Here is a 12896-nt window from a genome sequence, read left to right on the forward strand (position 1 = left end):
GCGCTCGTCAACAACAAGGACGGCTTCACGACGCTGCTCGCCGTCGTCGCGCCGAACCTTCTGTGCAAGCCCAACACGATCCTCTTCAACAAGGTGACGATCAAGGGCGCCAAGCAGGCGGTGCAGATGTTCGGCCCGGCGCAGCATGGCGTCGCCAAGGCGGTCGCGGATTCGGTCGCCGAGGGCGTGATCCCGATGGATGAGGCCGACGACATCTTCATTGCGGTCGGCGTGTTCATTCACTGGGACGCTTCGGACGACAAGAAGATCCAGGACTATAATTATACCGCGACGAAGGAAGCCATCGCCCGCGCCGTCAAGGGCGAGCCGAAGGCTTCGGAAGTCGTCGCCAAGCGCAACGAAGCCAAGCACCCCTTCGCGCCGAACTGAACCGCTAGGACATGCGCAGCGGGGAGCCGAACGCTCCCCGCCGCCGCGCTCGCAGCCGACCGACGCCGCCGCTCAAGCGGCCAAGCATCGACGCTGCAAAACGATGACGCCGGCAGAGTTCTAAAGTCTGGCGCGCGGGGGCGGCCGCCAGCAGAAATTTCGTCTTCCCCGAGGGAGGGCGCAACCAGCAATAGGGGCATTCCGCGCGCGCAAAGTCGAAGTCGCCGCAGGGACGCGAACGCACCGGAAGGGATGGGATCATGGCTTCGTTCTTTGAGAAAATACTGGGCGCGCTCTTTCCGAAGCCGTCGTCCGGCTTCACGTCGAGCAGCGCCAAGACCAGCGTCGGCGAATCGCTCGTCGGCGATGGCAATGAGGTCGCGCATATCGACCTGATCATGGGTCCGCGCGGCTCCGCCGCCGAGAAGGCCTTCGCCAACGGCCTCGTCAACAACAAGGACGGCTTTACGACGCTGCTCGCGGTCGTCGCGCCGAACCTGTTGGTGAAGCCCTATACGATGATGTTCAACAAGGTGACCATCAAGAACGCCAAGCAGGCCGTTCAGATGTTCGGCCCGGCGCAGTATGGCGTCGCCAAGGCGGTCGCCGACAGCGTCGCCGAGGGCGTCATTCCGATGAGCCAGGCGGACGACCTCTTCATCTGCGTCGGCGTATTCATCCACTGGGAAGCCAACGACGATCAGAAGATTCAGGACTTCAATTACTCTGCGACGAAGGAAGCCATCGCCCGCGCGATGAAAGGCGATCCGAGCGCGCGCAGCGTGTTGTCGGCCCGCGTCACCGCGAAACATCCCTTCGCCGCCAACTGAGTTTTGGCGGTTCGCTTTTCAAGGGAGCCTCAGGGCTCCCTTTTTTTGTGCGCCGATGTGAATCGATCGAGGTCGGCGCTGGTCAGAGCGCCGTCATGCAGCGCCGTGGCGACAAGCGCGCCTGCGGCGCCGATCGCCTCAAGCCGTTCAAGATCGTCCGCGTCGCGAACGCCGCCGGCCGCGAAGACCCGCCGGTCGCCAGCGCGCTCGATGATTTGCGAGACGCGCGCAAAGTCGGGACCCGCGCTGACGCCGACGCGCGTCAGCGTCATGACGATGACCTGGCTCGGCCACAGCTTGGGAGATTCGTGCAGCGCATCCAGACCCAAAAAAACATCGCCGCGAAAATCGAGCGAGAGAACGACATTGGGATCATGCTTCACAGCGCGCAGGGCTTCGCTGTCGCGCAAAGATTCGCTGCCGATCACGCAATCGACGCGCGCTGCGCCGCGCCAGTCGCAAGACTTGGCGCCGGCGTCGACCATAAAGCGAAGCGATGGAAATCGCTCGGTCAACACGCCGATCTCGCGGCGGTTGTCGCCGCTTCCCTGGATCGCGTCGAGATCGGCGATATAGATTTTTTCAAATGAATGAAGCGTCAGAAAACCGGCGACGACATCGGCCGGCGCGCTCGTCGCCGCAAGCGGCGTAGAGATTGGCTTGTAGCTGTCGCGGTCGCCGGCTCGGGCGCGCATGACCGCGCCGTTGCGAATATCGATGACGGGGATGATCTGCATGGGGCATTATAGCGCGTCGCGATCCTGCGACGTCCGGCGAGCCTCATGATTCATCGTAGCCTGCTTCTTGCGCTTTTTTTGCTCGTTTTCGCCGACGTCGCTGCGGCGCAGGCGCCGCCCCAACAGAGCCAGCCGGATTGGCCGTGCCGACAGGTGCGCGTGCCCGAGCTCGCGGTCGGCGGCGTCTGGGCCGGTCCGCCGCTCGACGATGCGGTGAAGCATTGGCGCGACGATGCAACGGTCGCCGATCTCGTCACGCGCCTCGCGCAGCGACGCACGCCAATCGACGAAGCGGAGACGCTTATCGCGCAATTCGCCAAATCGGCGGGCGACAAGCGCAAGGAGCGCCTGACGACGCTGTTCGCCGGCGTCTATGAGCGCATGAATGACGAGCGGCGCGACCTGGTAAACGGCCTCGACCGTTTTGGCCGGCGCCTGAAAGCCATGGCGGAGACGGCGCGCAAGGAGACGCAGACGCTGCGCGAACTGCAGGATCAAAAGCCGCCGGACCCCGAAGCGATAAAAAAGGCGAGCGAAGCCGTGCAGTGGCGGCTGCGGCTGTTCGAGGAGCAGCGGCGCATGATCGGCTATGTGTGCGAGAGCCCGGCGCTGATCGAGCAGCGTTTTGGCGCGCTCGCGCGCGCAATCCAGCAGGCGATGGAGTGAGCGTCGCCTGTCCTTGCGAGGAGCGTAGCGACAAAGCAATCCAAAAAATCCGCGCCAGCCTGGATTGCTTCACTTCGCTCGCAATGACGGATGACGCGGCGCCCTACTCGCGCGGCTCGGGCTGGCGCTCCTCGAGCGGATGACCGGCCTGCTCCCAGGCGTCGGCGCCGGGCGGATACCACAGCACATGCGTATAGCCGAGGGTGAGCGCGCGTTTCGCGGCGTTCCAGGACGCCCAGCAATTGGTGCGGCAATAGAAGACGAGCGGCTTCGATGTGTCGCCGCCGCTCGCGCGCGCCACGCCCTGCTCGAAATAGCGCGCCATCGGTTCGGAGAGTTCGCCAAAGCCGGTGTCGGGAAGCCAGACGCTGCCGGGAATGTCGAAGCGCTTCGGATCCCGCCACACTGCATTCTTCGGCAGGCCTTCCGGCTTTGGCGGCCGCGACAAGGCGTCGATGAAAACCGCCTTCTTGCCGCTCCACAGTTCAAACGCCTGCGGGGTGTCGAGCACCGTCGCGCCCTTAAGCGTCGCGGGCGTCGGCGCATGATAATTGTCGAGGCGATAGTTTTCCGGCTCCGGCGGCGCTTGGGCGAAAGCCGGCGCGGCGCAAAGCGCGACCGCCGCGCAAAGCGCGAGAACGCCGCGAGCCAAATGATTCGCCAGATTCATCACGGAACCGTGATCGCATGTCCCGACTCATCGAGCAACGGGACGCCATAATCGCGAAGAATGCGCTCCAGCTCGATTTTGTTCTGGGCGATCAGCGTATTGAGTTCGCGCTTCCAGTTCTGATCGGAATGGCGAACCCCGAAGCCGATGCGGAAGGCCATGCGGGCGCCGGGCGTCTCCGGCAGCGGCGTCACATTCAGCTTCACGCTCGAATGTCTGGCATAGTAGCCGGCGATCGGCCCCCACAGCAGCGCGACGTCGATGTCGCCCTTTTCGAGATCATGCATCATCGCCGCGCCGGAAGATTCGATGCGCGTGTCGACCATCAGCGCATAGGGCTTCACTGACGCCATCAGACCATTCATCGCCAGCACATTGCCGGGCGGCGTGTTGGCGACAAGGCCGACGCGATGCGGCTTTTCCTTCAGACGGGGATCGTCGAGCGTCTTTAGGCCGTCAAGCTCCGAGCCCGCGCGGGTCACGATGGCGTAGGTCGTCCGGTAATAGGGATTGGTGGTCTGCACCAGGTCGTTGCCCTGCGGCATGCCGAGGACGACGTCGCAAAGATGCGCGTTAAGCGTATTGCGCACGAAGCCGGTGGCGCCCGGATAATAGGTATAGGCGAGATCCTTGCCGAGCTTCTTGGCGAGGAATTCGGCGATTCTGTTCTCGAAGCCTTCGCCCTTGTCGTTTGAAAAGGGCAGATTGTTCGGATCGGCGCATACGCGCAGCGTCTTGGGATCGACGAGTTCAATCGAACCCTGATTGTCGTCTCCCTTGGCGCCGAAGTCTGGCCCCATATGCTGCGCCGAGGCGGGGGCCGCCACAGAGAGGATCGCGGCGGCCCAGCCCGTCGAGAGCAGCGCGGAAAATCCGCGCCGGCGGATATCAAAGCGGATCATGCGATCGTATCGACGCTCTTATTTCTGATTCATGCACTCGGTCTCGGCCTTGGCGAAGGCCTCCGGGCGGTCTTCCTTCTTCGCCGGACGGCCGGGCTCGATGGCGCCGGTCGAGAGCGCGCGCAGATAGACATAGAGATCGTCGATATAGCAGGAGGCGTTCTTGTTTTCAGCGAAGGCGGGCATGACGCTGTTGCCGTTCTGGCGGCCGCCGATGACGATGCCGGCGAACTCCGCGTAGTCGAACCGCTTCACCGAATCCTTGAGCGCCGGCGCATAGGTCGAGCCGCCGCCGTTGGGGCCGTGGCAGACGTGGCATTCCGCATGATAGCGGCGATAGCCGGAGAAGGTGTACCAGTCCACCTTGCCGTCGGGGCCGACGTTGTAGGTGGGGTCGCCTTTGGCGTCGAAATATTTGCCGTCGACCGATTTGACGGCCTTGGGGTCTCCCGGCGCCTCGGCCATTGCGGAGCTTCCCACGCACATGATGACGCCCAGAGCTAACGCTCCGGCAAGCGACGATCTCATTACCTCTCTCCTTGGTCTCTTTTCTTCCCACACGGTGTAAACGCCGACGCTCGGCGGCACCTTGACGGTGCGCCGAGCGCCGGCTTTTAATTGCTTCGCGTCTCGCTTAGTTCGGCAGAGCGAAGACAGTCAGCACGCCGCCGAGAGCCGTATAATTGGCCAGCGACGCATAGTTGCCCACGGCGCCGAGTCCCTCGTTGCTCTTCGAGAGGCCAGCCGCCAAGCCGATGCCGGCCCAGCCGCCAACGCCCGAGAGCACCGCGACATACTGCTTGCCGCCCGACTCATAGGTGGTGACGTTGCCGATGATTCCCGACGGAGTCTTGTACTTATAGAGCTCCTTGCCGGTCTTGGTGTCGACGGCCTTCAGATAGCCCTCGAGCGTGCCGTAGAAGGTGACGCCGCCGTCCGTCGACGTCGCGCCGCCCCAGACCGAGAACTGCTCCTTATTGGACCAGACGATCTTGCCGGCCTTGGCGTCCCAGGCGATGAAGTTGCCGGTGTGGGTCTCGCCCTTGTCCTTGCCCGCCGGGAACATTTCCAGCGTCGCGCCGACGTAGGGCTGGCCCGCCGTATAGCTCACGCGGAACGGCTCATAGTCCATGCAGACGTGGTTGGTCGGCACCAAGAACAGTCCCGTCGTCGCGTCATAGCTCGCCGGCTGCTGGTCCTTGGAGCCAAGCGCCGCCGGGCAGACATATTGCGTATTGACGTCTTCGCCGTTCTGCTCCGTCGAATATTTCGCCACGCCGAGCGGACGGCCATAGGTCTTGGAGCTCTTGTCCATATCGACCTTGCTCGCCCAGTTCACCGCCGGATCAAATTTCTCGGCGACAAGCAGTTCGCCGGTGACCCGGTCAAGCGTATAGGCGAAGCCGTTGCGGTCGAAGTGGACGAGAGTCTTGCGCTTCTGGCCGCCCATGTCCTGGTCGGCGAGAATCATCTCGTTGATGCCGTCATAGTCCCACTCGTCGTGGGGCGTCATCTGGTAAACCCACTTCGCCTTGCCGGTGTCGAGGTCGCGCGCCCAGATGGTCATCGACCAGCGATTGTCGCCCGGACGCTGCTTGGGGTTCCAGGTCGAGGGATTGCCCGAGCCGTAGTAGACGAGATTGAGGTCCGGATCATAGCTGTACCAGCCCCAGGTGGTGCCGCCGCCGATCTTCCACTGATCGCCTTCCCAGGTCGTGATCCCTGAGTCCTTCTCGACCGGCTTGCCGAGATGGGTGGTCTTGCCCGGCTCGATGAGCGTGTCGGCGTCGGGGCCCATCGAATAGCCGCGCCACACCTGCTGGCCGGTCTTCACGTCATAGGCCGTGATGTGGCCGCGCACGCCGAATTCGCCGCCGGCGATGCCGACGAACACCTTGTCCTTGAAGACATGCGGGGCGGCGGTCGAGGTCTGGCCCTTGGAGGGATCGCCGTTCTTGACCGACCAAAGGAGCTTGCCGGTCTTGGCGTCGAGCGCGACGAGCGTGGTGTCGGCCTGCGCCAGGAAAATCTTGCCGTCGCCATAGGCGAGGCCGCGATTCACCGTGTCGCAGCACATCACCGGCACGACCGACGGGTCTTGCTTGGGCTCATACTTCCAGAGGATCTTGTGGTCCGGATCCTTCAGATCGAGCGCGTAAACATTGTTGGGGAATGGCGTATGCAGATACATGACGTCGCCGATGACGAGCGGCGCGCCTTCATGGCCGCGCAGAACGCCGGTGGAGAACTGCCATGCCGGCGCCAGCTTGCCGACGTTCTCGGTCGTGATCTGCTTGAGAGCGGAATGCCGCAAATTGGCGTAATCGCCGGTCGGCATCACCCACTGCTTGGGATCCTTCTGCAGGGTCAGCAAATCGTCGGCCTTCGCCGCGCCGGCGAGCGCGAGTACGGCCACCGAAGTCGACAACAACAGTTTATGCATGAGCTTTTCCTCCTGACGACGCCCGGGGCGCATTTTTATGCGCCGCCGCCGACGTCGTGCCTCCTAGGCGCCTCGACATTGGGAAGGCGATTTCCGTTTATGTCTCATGCCGGCGGGACAAAACGTCCACCAGCGGCGAGAAGCTCCCGGTTCCCGTCCGGAAGACATCTTTTAACTCGGAAACGGCGGGATAATATGTCGCTAGCTCTTGAATCGCAATCGCAAAAAACAATGGCGCTGCCGTGCGATGCAGCGCATCGGCCTGCCCATAAAACAGCCAAGGCGAACAACATGTTGCGTCGCATGCTGGCGCTTGTCGCGGCGCTCGCGCCGCTCGTCGCCGGGAATCCCGCCCGCGCCTTCTCCTTAGGTGAAATCGCCCCCGGCGTATACGCGCATCAGGGCGAAACTTCCCTCATGACCCGGGAAAATATGGGCGACATCGCCAATCTCGGCGCCATCGTCGGTGACGAATCGGTCGCGGTGATCGATACGGGCGGCAGCCTGATCGAAGGCCGCGCCTTCCTCACGGCGCTGCGCGAGAAAACGCAAAAGCCCATTCGCTACGTCATCAACACCCACGCCCATCCCGACCATGTTTTCGGCAATGGCGCCTTCGTCGAGACCGGCGCGACCTTCGTCGGACATAAAAATCTGCCGCGGGCGCTGGCGGCGCGTGGGCCGCACTATCTTTCGGCGTTTCGCGCGCAGATGGGCGACGCCCTCGACGGCGTCACGATCGTTCCCCCGACACTGACTGTCGGCCAGACGATGACGCTCGATCTCGGCCATCGCGAGATCGTCCTGCAGGCGTGGCGCACGGCGCACAGCGAATGCGACCTCACCATTCTCGATCCAAAGAGCGGCGTGCTCTTTTCCGGCGATCTGCTCTTTTTGCAGCATGTGCCGGTCGTCGACGGCAGCCTGCTCGGCTTTCTCGACGTCGCCGACAGGCTCGCGGCGATCAAGGCGACGCAGGTCGTCGCCGGGCATGGCCCCCTCCCCGCGCCCTGGCCCAAGGCGCTCGAGGACGAGCGCGCTTACCTGATGCGGTTGACCGCCGATCTCCGGGCCGCGATCAAGAAGGGCGAGGGCGTCGCGGCGGCGGCCAAGGAAGCCGGCGCCGACGAGCGGGAGAAATGGCGGCTGTTCGAGGACTACAACGCCCGCAACGCGACGGCGGGATTCGCCGAGCTGGAGTGGGAAGGACCGTGAGGATGACTTTGTCACGTGACGGCGACCAGAGTTGGCGCTTATTCTTGCCGGGAGATCAGCGCTCTTGCCGTCATTGCGAGGAGCTTTATTCGAAGTCGGGTATACCCGACTTCGCAAGAAACCGACGCAGCAAACCGGAGCCGGGGCGCCTTTCGATGGATTGCTTCGCTACGCTCGCAATGACGGACTTGTTTGGAGGATGCCGGATATGAACACAGCAGCTCTTTCCGCCGCCGGCGCCCTCTTCGCTCTCCTTTCGACCGCGGCCCTCGCCCAAACCGCGCCCGATCCCTGGCCGGAGCTCGTCGTCGACATTTTCCATAGCCGCCCGATCGCGGCGGCGGACGGCGTCATTACGCTCGACGCGCCGGCGCGGGCGGAGGACGCGGCGATCGTTCCGATGACCATGCGCTTCGCCGACCCGACGCAAATCAAGGTCGCGACGCTGGTCATCGACCAGAACCCGATGCCGATGGCCGCGGCCTTCACGCTCGGCGACACCTCCGGCGTCGGCTTCATCGAAACCCGCGTGCGGGTCAATTCCTATTCCAACGTCCATGCGGTGGCGGAAACCGGCGACGGCAAACTGCGCGCCGACGCCAAATTCGTCAAAGCCTCGGGCGGCTGTTCGGCGCCGGCGGTCAAGGACGAGGACGAGGCGGTCGCCAATCTCGGCAAGATGAAATATCGCGAGTTCAAGAGTTCCGATCCCGCAAAACGCGAGGCGCAGATCATGATCCGCCACCCGAACGCCTCGGGGATGCAGATGGACCCGGTCTCGCGCGCCTATCTCCCCGCGCATTTCATCGACTCTGTCGAAGTCTTTCAGGGCGACGCGCCGATCTTCAAAATGGAGGGCGGCATTTCGCTGTCCGAAGACCCGACCTTTCGCTTCACCTATGCGCCGAACGGCGCGAAGACGATCCGCGTCGAGGCCCATGACAACAAGGGCGGCGTCTACAAGGGCGAATGGCCGATCGGCGAAGCTACCTGAGCGGCGCTCAATAGGTCGCGGCGAGATAATCGACGATCGCGGCGGCGTCGGGTTCGTCGATCTGCGCATGGTACGACGCGATCATCTTCTTCACGACGCCCTCCCAGAACGCCCGGCCCATCTTGGGCGGCTGGCGCTCGATATAGTCGACGGAGTGGCAGGCGGCGCAATTGCTCTGCGCGGTCTCCTGGTCCGGTCCGGGGCGCAGCCTCGCGGTTTCTTCCGGCAGCGAATAGGTCAGCGTCTCGGCGGCGCCGAGCGCCGGCGCGAGAGACGCCGCCGTCGCCACTAGGATGAGCGTTTTGCGAAAGCGCTGCATGTCCCGCTAGACCGCCTCTATCCGAATTGTCTCCACCACGTGCCGCATATAGCCGGCGTGGTTCCATAAGGGCGCCAGGGGCTGCGACTGGCCGACGCGATTGACGGCGCGGGATTTCAAATGATGCACGCCGGGCCGCAGGGACAGTTCGGTCCGCCATTCGCGGAAGGAATAGCGGCCGAGATCCTCGCCAAGCCGAGCTGTGGCCCAACTCGCGCCGTTATCGGCTGAAAGCAGCACCGCTTCGACGCCATGGCCGCCATCGAAGGCGATGCCCCTGACCTCGAATGCCACATAGGCCGCGACTTTCGCGTCTTCAGCCGGCCGCGTCACGAAACTGCGGACATTGAGCCGCTTGATCGGCCGCGTCGTCCCCTTCGGCGCGCCGGGCGTGACGCAGACGCAGTCATTGTCGGGGATGCGATAGGCGCTCGACATCCAGAAGCCGCTAAAATCGCGGTCAAGCACCTCGATGTCGTTGAGGTGCTTCACCCAATAAGTCCCGTAGCAGCCGGGAACCACCAGCCGCAACGGGAAGCCGTTGAGCCATGGCAGGTCTTCGCCATTCATGGCGTAAGCGAGCATCACTTCACCGTCGCCCGCGTGGCCGAGGTCGAGCGCCTTCATAAAATCCGGCGTCTCCGGCGCCACTGGCGCGTCGAGCCCGTTGAAGGCGACGGACTGAGCCCCCGGCTTCGGCCCGGCTTTATCGAGCAGCGTCTTGAGCGCGACCCCGCGCCAGCGAGCGTTGCCCATCGCGCCATGGCCAAACTGTCCGCCGCCAACGCGCGGTTCGACGAAGCCGCGGCTGTTGCCGGAACATTGGTTCACGGCGACGATCTCGATCGGCGCGAAGTCGCGCTTGAGTTCTTCGAGCGAGAGCGACAGCGGCGTCTCGACATGGCCCCGCACCTCGAGGCGAAAGGCTGCTGGATCGATGCTGAGCGGGACGCCGGCGAGGTGATAGCGCACGAAAAAGGCGTCGTTCGGCGTCAACACGCCTTCGTCGTAAACGGAGAAAGGGGTTTCGAGCTGAGGCGGCCTGACGGTCTGCTCGATCAGCGCACGTTTCCCAGGGTAGCGCACGAGGGGCCGCTCGCCATTAGCGAACCCCAGCCGCGCGCTTTCCGCCGAGAAGGCACGCCGTCCATCTAACGAGGACAGAGCTGCGAGCCCAAGGCCTGCGCCGCGCAGAAATGATCGCCTGCTCGTGACTCGGGGCATCGTTCACGCCGCTCGCGCCGGCGCTTTGCAGCGACCGCGCGGCTAGACCGTCACGAACCCCAGATCGTCAGCGCCGCGCATAGCGCGAACGGCAGCGTCGCAAGTGCGAAAACGCCCGTAACGCACAGAAACCGCTCCGCTTCGCTCGCCTCTCTCGGAGCCGCCTTGTCCTGCCAGTTGATGAACGCCATCACGATCCCCTTACAAGTCCACCCGGGCGCCCCTGCCGTTTGTCTCAGCAAAAGACGCACCCGCAGAGAAACGCGCGAGACGGCGAATCGTTGCAATATCGTTAAAAAAGCTGAAGCGCCGGCTGTGTTACCGACGCGCGGCGGCGAGCGGCGCGCGGGAGCGGCGCTGGGTCGGCGGCGGCGCGGGCGCGGCGCTTTCGCTGAACAGCTCGGCGAGCTTTTCTGTCATGGCGCCGCCCAACTCCTCGGCGTCGACGATCGTCACCGCGCGGCGGTAGTAGCGGGTGACGTCATGGCCGATGCCGATGGCGATGAGTTCGACCGGCGACTTGCTCTCGATCTCGTGAATGATTTGGCGCAGGTGCCGCTCCAGATAGTTGCCGGCGTTAACTGAAAGCGTCGAATCATCGACCGGCGCGCCGTCCGAGATCATCATCAGGATGCGCCGCTGCTCTGTGCGCGCGAGCAGACGGCGATGCGCCCAATCGAGGGCTTCGCCGTCGATATTCTCCTTCAACAGCCCTTCCCGCATCATCAGGCCGAGGTTGCGTCTGGCGCGGCGCCAGGGCGCGTCGGCGGCCTTATAGATGATGTGGCGGATGTCGTTGAGGCGACCGGGATTGGCCGCCTTCCCTTCGGCGATCCAGGCCTCGCGAGACTGGCCGCCCTTCCAGGCGCGGGTGGTGAAGCCCAGGATCTCGACCTTGACGCCGCAGCGCTCCAGCGTGCGCGCCAGAATGTCGGCGCAGGTGGCGGCGACCGTGATCGGGCGCCCGCGCATCGAGCCGGAATTGTCCAGAAGCAGCGTCACCACCGTGTCGCGAAAGTCCATGTCCTTTTCGCGCTTGAAGGAGAGCGGCTGCTGGGGATCGATGATGATCCGCGGCAGTCGCGCGGGGTCGAGCATGCCTTCCTCGAGGTCGAACTCCCAGGAACGGCTCTGCTGCGCCATCAGCCGGCGCTGCAGCCGATTCGCCAGCCGTCCCACCACAGAGGAGAGATGCAGCAGCTGCTTGTCGAGATAGGCGCGCAGCCGGTCCAGCTCCTCGACGTCGCAGAGCTCCTCGGCGCGAATGATCTCGTCGAAGCGGGTGGTGTAGGCGTGATAATCGGCGCCGGCGCGCTCGGCGGCGTTCGTCGCCGGGTGACGCGCCTCGGCGGCCTCTTCGGCGTCTCCGGCGTCGGCCTCTCGCTCGGTCTCGCCATAGGGCGCGTCCGCGGAGTCGCTTTCGCCTTCCTGCTCGGCGTCTTCAGCCGAGAGCGCCGTATCCATCTCGGCGGCGCTCTTGGACTCTTCGTCGTCCCGATCGTCGCTCTCGCTCTGGTCGGGATTTTGTGGCGCGTCCTCGCTTTCCTCGTCGGACTGCGTCTCGTCCGGCGCTTCGCCGCTCGCCATATCGAGATGCGAAAGCAGCTCACGCACGATCTGGGCGAAAAGCTTCTGGTCCTCCACCGCCCCGGACAGTCGGTCGAGATCTGCGCCGGCGCGCTCTTCGATCGTATCGCGCCACAGCTCGACGATTTTTTGAGCGTGCTGCGGCGGATTGAGTCCGGTCAGGCGTTGGCGCGCGAGCAGCGCCAACGCGTCTTCAAGCGGCGCGTCGTCGCGGCCTGAGATTTCATCGGCATGGCTGCGCTGGTAGCGGTCGTCGAGCATGGCGCTTATATTCGCGGCGACGCCGGGCATCCGCATCGCGCCGATCGACTCGCAGCGCGCCTGCTCCAAGGCGTCGAAGGCGGCCCGGGCCGCCACCGGTTCTGGCGAATAGCGGCGATGCAGCGCGTCGTCGTGACAGGCGAGACGCAGCGCCAGAGAATCCGCCTGACCGCGCAGAATCGCGGCGTCCTTTACGTTCAGCTTTCGCGGCGGCTCCGTCAGCCGCGCCTTCGCCCCGTCGGCGCCGGCGATCAGCGAGGGCCGCTCGGGGGCAAAATTCACCTCGAGCGCTGGCGACCGCGCCATGGCGCGCATGGCGCCGGCGACGGCGCGCTTGAACGGCTCCTGCGGCGCCTCTTTGGGCGAGGCAGGCCGTCGGTTTGTTGGGACTGGCGGCATGACGGAACTATATGCGCGCCGCTCGGCGAAGCCGCAAGTCGGCCGGCGGTCAGCGGCCGGGCAAGTCTATAGGCAGGCAGTCTATAGGCAGGCAGTCGATAGGCAGGCAGTCGATAGGCAGGCAGTCGATAGGCAGGCAAGTCGATAGGCAGGCAAGTCGATAGGCAGGCAAGTCGATAGGCAGGCAAGTCGATAGGCAGGCAAGTCGATAGGCAGGCAAGTCGATAGGCAGGCAAGTCGATAGGCAGGCAAGTCGATA

14 protein-coding genes are annotated in these 12896 nt (G+C 64.3%); 5 read left to right on the plus strand and 9 right to left on the minus strand.

Translation table 11 applies throughout. The features are described from left to right. Together fae (ACR65T_RS15220) and fae (ACR65T_RS15225) are read left to right on the plus strand one after the other, a co-directional pair. Window positions 1–390: formaldehyde-activating enzyme (gene fae, locus ACR65T_RS15220; protein ID WP_434497289.1), on the plus strand; the 390-nt coding region annotated here is incomplete at its 5' end. A gap of 260 nt (window positions 391–650) precedes the next feature. Continuing rightward, window positions 651–1220: a formaldehyde-activating enzyme gene (gene fae, locus ACR65T_RS15225; RefSeq protein ID WP_175094739.1), complete on the plus strand. Its 570-nt coding sequence runs from the start codon at window positions 651–653 to the stop codon at window positions 1218–1220. Window positions 1221–1249: 29 nt separating this feature from the next. Here the strand turns inward: fae (ACR65T_RS15225) and ACR65T_RS15230 are convergent, their stop codons facing one another. Then, window positions 1250–1957, minus strand: a complete 708-nt coding sequence (locus tag ACR65T_RS15230) for a HisA/HisF-related TIM barrel protein (protein ID WP_434497290.1) — start codon at window positions 1955–1957, stop codon at window positions 1250–1252. A 45-nt stretch (window positions 1958–2002) separates the two neighbouring features. On the opposite strand from ACR65T_RS15230, the gene ACR65T_RS15235 reads away from it, so the two are divergent. Further along, window positions 2003–2623: a hypothetical protein gene (locus ACR65T_RS15235; protein WP_434497291.1), complete on the plus strand. Its 621-nt coding sequence runs from the start codon at window positions 2003–2005 to the stop codon at window positions 2621–2623. Window positions 2624–2726: 103 nt separating this feature from the next. Here ACR65T_RS15235 and ACR65T_RS15240 read toward each other — a convergent pair whose 3' ends face one another. The 4 genes from ACR65T_RS15240 to xoxF5 all read right to left on the minus strand — a co-directional run bounded on the left by ACR65T_RS15240 (window position 2727) and on the right by xoxF5 (window position 6638). After that, complete coding sequence (locus ACR65T_RS15240; RefSeq protein WP_434497299.1) at window positions 2727–3293, minus strand: PQQ-dependent catabolism-associated CXXCW motif protein; 567 nt, start codon at window positions 3291–3293, stop codon at window positions 2727–2729. After that, window positions 3293–4195, minus strand: a complete 903-nt coding sequence (locus ACR65T_RS15245; RefSeq protein ID WP_434497292.1) for a substrate-binding domain-containing protein — start codon at window positions 4193–4195, stop codon at window positions 3293–3295. The genes ACR65T_RS15240 and ACR65T_RS15245 overlap by 1 nt, the downstream gene beginning before the upstream one ends. Window positions 4196–4213: 18 nt before the next feature. Next, a complete protein-coding gene (locus ACR65T_RS15250; protein ID WP_434497300.1) occupies window positions 4214–4681 on the minus strand; it encodes a c-type cytochrome, methanol metabolism-related in 468 nt (155 codons plus the stop codon). Between the two features lie 148 nt (window positions 4682–4829). Beyond that, on the minus strand, window positions 4830–6638 hold the full coding sequence (gene xoxF5 / locus ACR65T_RS15255) for a lanthanide-dependent methanol dehydrogenase XoxF5 (RefSeq protein WP_434497293.1): 1809 nt from the start codon (window positions 6636–6638) through the stop codon (window positions 4830–4832). Window positions 6639–6929: 291 nt separating this feature from the next. On the opposite strand from xoxF5, the gene ACR65T_RS15260 reads away from it, so the two are divergent. Further along, on the plus strand, window positions 6930–7853 hold the full coding sequence (locus tag ACR65T_RS15260; RefSeq protein ID WP_434497294.1) for a quinoprotein relay system zinc metallohydrolase 2: 924 nt from the start codon (window positions 6930–6932) through the stop codon (window positions 7851–7853). Window positions 7854–8052: 199 nt separating this feature from the next. Beyond that, the gene (locus ACR65T_RS15265; RefSeq protein WP_434497295.1) at window positions 8053–8847 is read left to right on the plus strand and encodes a quinoprotein dehydrogenase-associated SoxYZ-like carrier; all 795 of its coding nucleotides are present in this window, start codon (window positions 8053–8055) and stop codon (window positions 8845–8847) included. Window positions 8848–8854: 7 nt separating this feature from the next. Here ACR65T_RS15265 and ACR65T_RS15270 read toward each other — a convergent pair whose 3' ends face one another. From ACR65T_RS15270 to cobT, 4 genes are all read right to left on the minus strand, one after another. Beyond that, window positions 8855–9166 (minus strand): cytochrome c, encoded by a 312-nt coding sequence (locus ACR65T_RS15270; protein ID WP_434497296.1) that lies wholly within the window; start codon window positions 9164–9166, stop codon window positions 8855–8857. Between the two features lie 6 nt (window positions 9167–9172). Next, on the minus strand, window positions 9173–10390 hold the full coding sequence (locus ACR65T_RS15275; RefSeq protein WP_434497297.1) for a molybdopterin-dependent oxidoreductase: 1218 nt from the start codon (window positions 10388–10390) through the stop codon (window positions 9173–9175). A gap of 50 nt (window positions 10391–10440) precedes the next feature. Further along, window positions 10441–10581 carry a hypothetical protein gene (locus tag ACR65T_RS15280; RefSeq protein WP_196399485.1) on the minus strand — a complete coding sequence of 47 codons (141 nt, stop codon included), beginning with the start codon at window positions 10579–10581 and terminating at the stop codon, window positions 10441–10443. Window positions 10582–10708: 127 nt separating this feature from the next. Then, on the minus strand, window positions 10709–12637 hold the full coding sequence (gene cobT, locus ACR65T_RS15285) for a cobaltochelatase subunit CobT (protein WP_434497298.1): 1929 nt from the start codon (window positions 12635–12637) through the stop codon (window positions 10709–10711). Between the last annotated feature and the right edge of the window lie 259 nt (window positions 12638–12896).

Origin of the sequence: Methylocystis sp., assembly GCF_051061285.1 — a bacterium.
In the GTDB taxonomy this organism is placed as follows: domain Bacteria; phylum Pseudomonadota; class Alphaproteobacteria; order Rhizobiales; family Beijerinckiaceae; genus Methylocystis.

Excerpts from the sequence above, each read along its gene's own strand:
- ACR65T_RS15240 (WP_434497299.1), bottom strand. The coding sequence starts at position 3,293 with ATGAATCTGGCGAATCATTTGGCTCGCGGCGTTCTCGCGCTTTGCGCG.
- ACR65T_RS15230 (WP_434497290.1), bottom strand. The coding sequence starts at position 1,957 with ATGCAGATCATCCCCGTCATCGATATTCGCAACGGCGCGGTCATGCGC.
- ACR65T_RS15280 (WP_196399485.1), bottom strand. The coding sequence starts at position 10,581 with ATGGCGTTCATCAACTGGCAGGACAAGGCGGCTCCGAGAGAGGCGAGC.
- ACR65T_RS15270 (WP_434497296.1), bottom strand. The coding sequence starts at position 9,166 with ATGCAGCGCTTTCGCAAAACGCTCATCCTAGTGGCGACGGCGGCGTCT.
- xoxF5 (WP_434497293.1), bottom strand. The coding sequence starts at position 6,638 with ATGCATAAACTGTTGTTGTCGACTTCGGTGGCCGTACTCGCGCTCGCC.
- ACR65T_RS15245 (WP_434497292.1), bottom strand. The coding sequence starts at position 4,195 with ATGATCCGCTTTGATATCCGCCGGCGCGGATTTTCCGCGCTGCTCTCG.
- fae (WP_175094739.1), top strand. The coding sequence starts at position 651 with ATGGCTTCGTTCTTTGAGAAAATACTGGGCGCGCTCTTTCCGAAGCCG.
- cobT (WP_434497298.1), bottom strand. The coding sequence starts at position 12,637 with ATGCCGCCAGTCCCAACAAACCGACGGCCTGCCTCGCCCAAAGAGGCG.
- ACR65T_RS15250 (WP_434497300.1), bottom strand. The coding sequence starts at position 4,681 with ATGTGCGTGGGAAGCTCCGCAATGGCCGAGGCGCCGGGAGACCCCAAG.
- ACR65T_RS15235 (WP_434497291.1), top strand. The coding sequence starts at position 2,003 with ATGATTCATCGTAGCCTGCTTCTTGCGCTTTTTTTGCTCGTTTTCGCC.
- ACR65T_RS15265 (WP_434497295.1), top strand. The coding sequence starts at position 8,053 with ATGCCGGATATGAACACAGCAGCTCTTTCCGCCGCCGGCGCCCTCTTC.
- ACR65T_RS15275 (WP_434497297.1), bottom strand. The coding sequence starts at position 10,390 with ATGCCCCGAGTCACGAGCAGGCGATCATTTCTGCGCGGCGCAGGCCTT.
- ACR65T_RS15260 (WP_434497294.1), top strand. The coding sequence starts at position 6,930 with ATGTTGCGTCGCATGCTGGCGCTTGTCGCGGCGCTCGCGCCGCTCGTC.